The sequence below is a fragment of the Burkholderia sp. KCJ3K979 genome (assembly GCF_016759955.1).
In the GTDB taxonomy this organism is placed as follows: domain Bacteria; phylum Pseudomonadota; class Gammaproteobacteria; order Burkholderiales; family Burkholderiaceae; genus Burkholderia; species Burkholderia orbicola.
Genome location: NZ_JACFYV010000435.1, coordinates 1 through 1126, shown reverse-complemented (window position 1 = coordinate 1126; position 1126 = coordinate 1). Strand labels below are relative to the sequence as shown.

1 protein-coding gene and 1 pseudogene are annotated in these 1126 nt (G+C 66.6%); one reads left to right on the top strand and one right to left on the bottom strand.

What is annotated here, in order from left to right; translation table 11 throughout:
- Nucleotides 1-54: 54 nt before the first annotated feature.
- Nucleotides 55-123 (top strand): annotated as a pseudogene (locus H3O04_RS36480) (VapC toxin family PIN domain ribonuclease); the annotation flags it as partial.
- Nucleotides 124-266: 143 nt separating this feature from the next.
- On the opposite strand, the gene H3O04_RS35450 reads toward H3O04_RS36480, so the two are convergent.
- The coding region (locus H3O04_RS35450) for an aspartate carbamoyltransferase (protein WP_202589524.1) at nucleotides 267-1126 on the bottom strand (860 nt) is incomplete at its 5' end.

Sequence of the window (1126 nt, the reverse complement as noted above, 5' to 3'; positions counted from 1 at the left end):
GGTGGGACTAGAGTGGTTGCGTCGCGGGGCGCCGAGTGACTGCAAAATGCCAAGGTGGCCACGCGCAACGTCGCGCCGTTCGAGGCGGCAGGCCTGCGTGTGATCGACCCTTGGGCCGCCTGACGCCGGGTTGGCCACCGTCACGTTGTTACCGGCGCCGAAAATGACGACGCGCCGTGCAAGCCGGCGCGTTGGGTGCGTGATGTCTGCGCGTGGCCCTTGAACTGACGCACTCTCGCGTTCAGGCGCGCGACACCGGCTGCAGGTTAGTCGATCCCGTGAAACACCGCGTCTTCCGGCCCGAGGTACGCCGGCGGTCGCCACGTCGCGTCGCGCATCGAGTGCTGGACGAGATTCTCGACACCCAGCAGTATCGCGAAGATCGCCATCCGCACCGGAATGCCGTTGTCGGTCTGCCGGAAGATCGCGAGACGCGGGTCGCGGTTCAGGTCGACCGACAGGTCGTTCGCACCGGGCCGGCTGTCGCGCGGCAGCGGGTGCATGATCAGCGTGTCGGGCTTGCATACCGAGTCGACCAGCGCCTGGTTGATCTGAAAATCCGGCGTATAGCCTTCGAACGACTCGTCGGTGAAGCGCTCCTTCTGAATTCGCGTCGCGTAGACCACATCCGCGCCGCGCAGCCCGGTCGCGAGGTCGTTGGTCTGCTCGACCACGTGGCCGTTCGTCGCGATCTGCTCGACGATGTACGTCGGCATCTCGAGCGTCGGCGGCGACACGAGCGTGAACTTCAGCCCGCGGTACAGTGCGAGCAGCTTGACGAGCGAGTGCACGGTGCGGCCGTATTTCAGGTCGCCGACCAGCGCGATGTGCGCGCCGTCGACGATCTTGCCGAGTCGCGAAAACTCGCGCTGGATCGTATAGAGGTCGAGCAGCGCCTGGCTCGGGTGCTCGCCGGGGCCGTCGCCGCCGTTGATCACCGGCAGGTTGGTCGCGCGCGCGAATTCGGCCACCGAGCCTTTTTCCGGATGGCGGATCACGAGCGCGTCGACGTAGCCGGCCATCACGCGGCTCGTGTCGTAGATCGATTCGCCCTTGGCCATCGAAGAGAACGTGAACCCCGTCGTGTCGCACACCGAGCCGCCGAGCCGGCAGAAGGCCGCGCCGA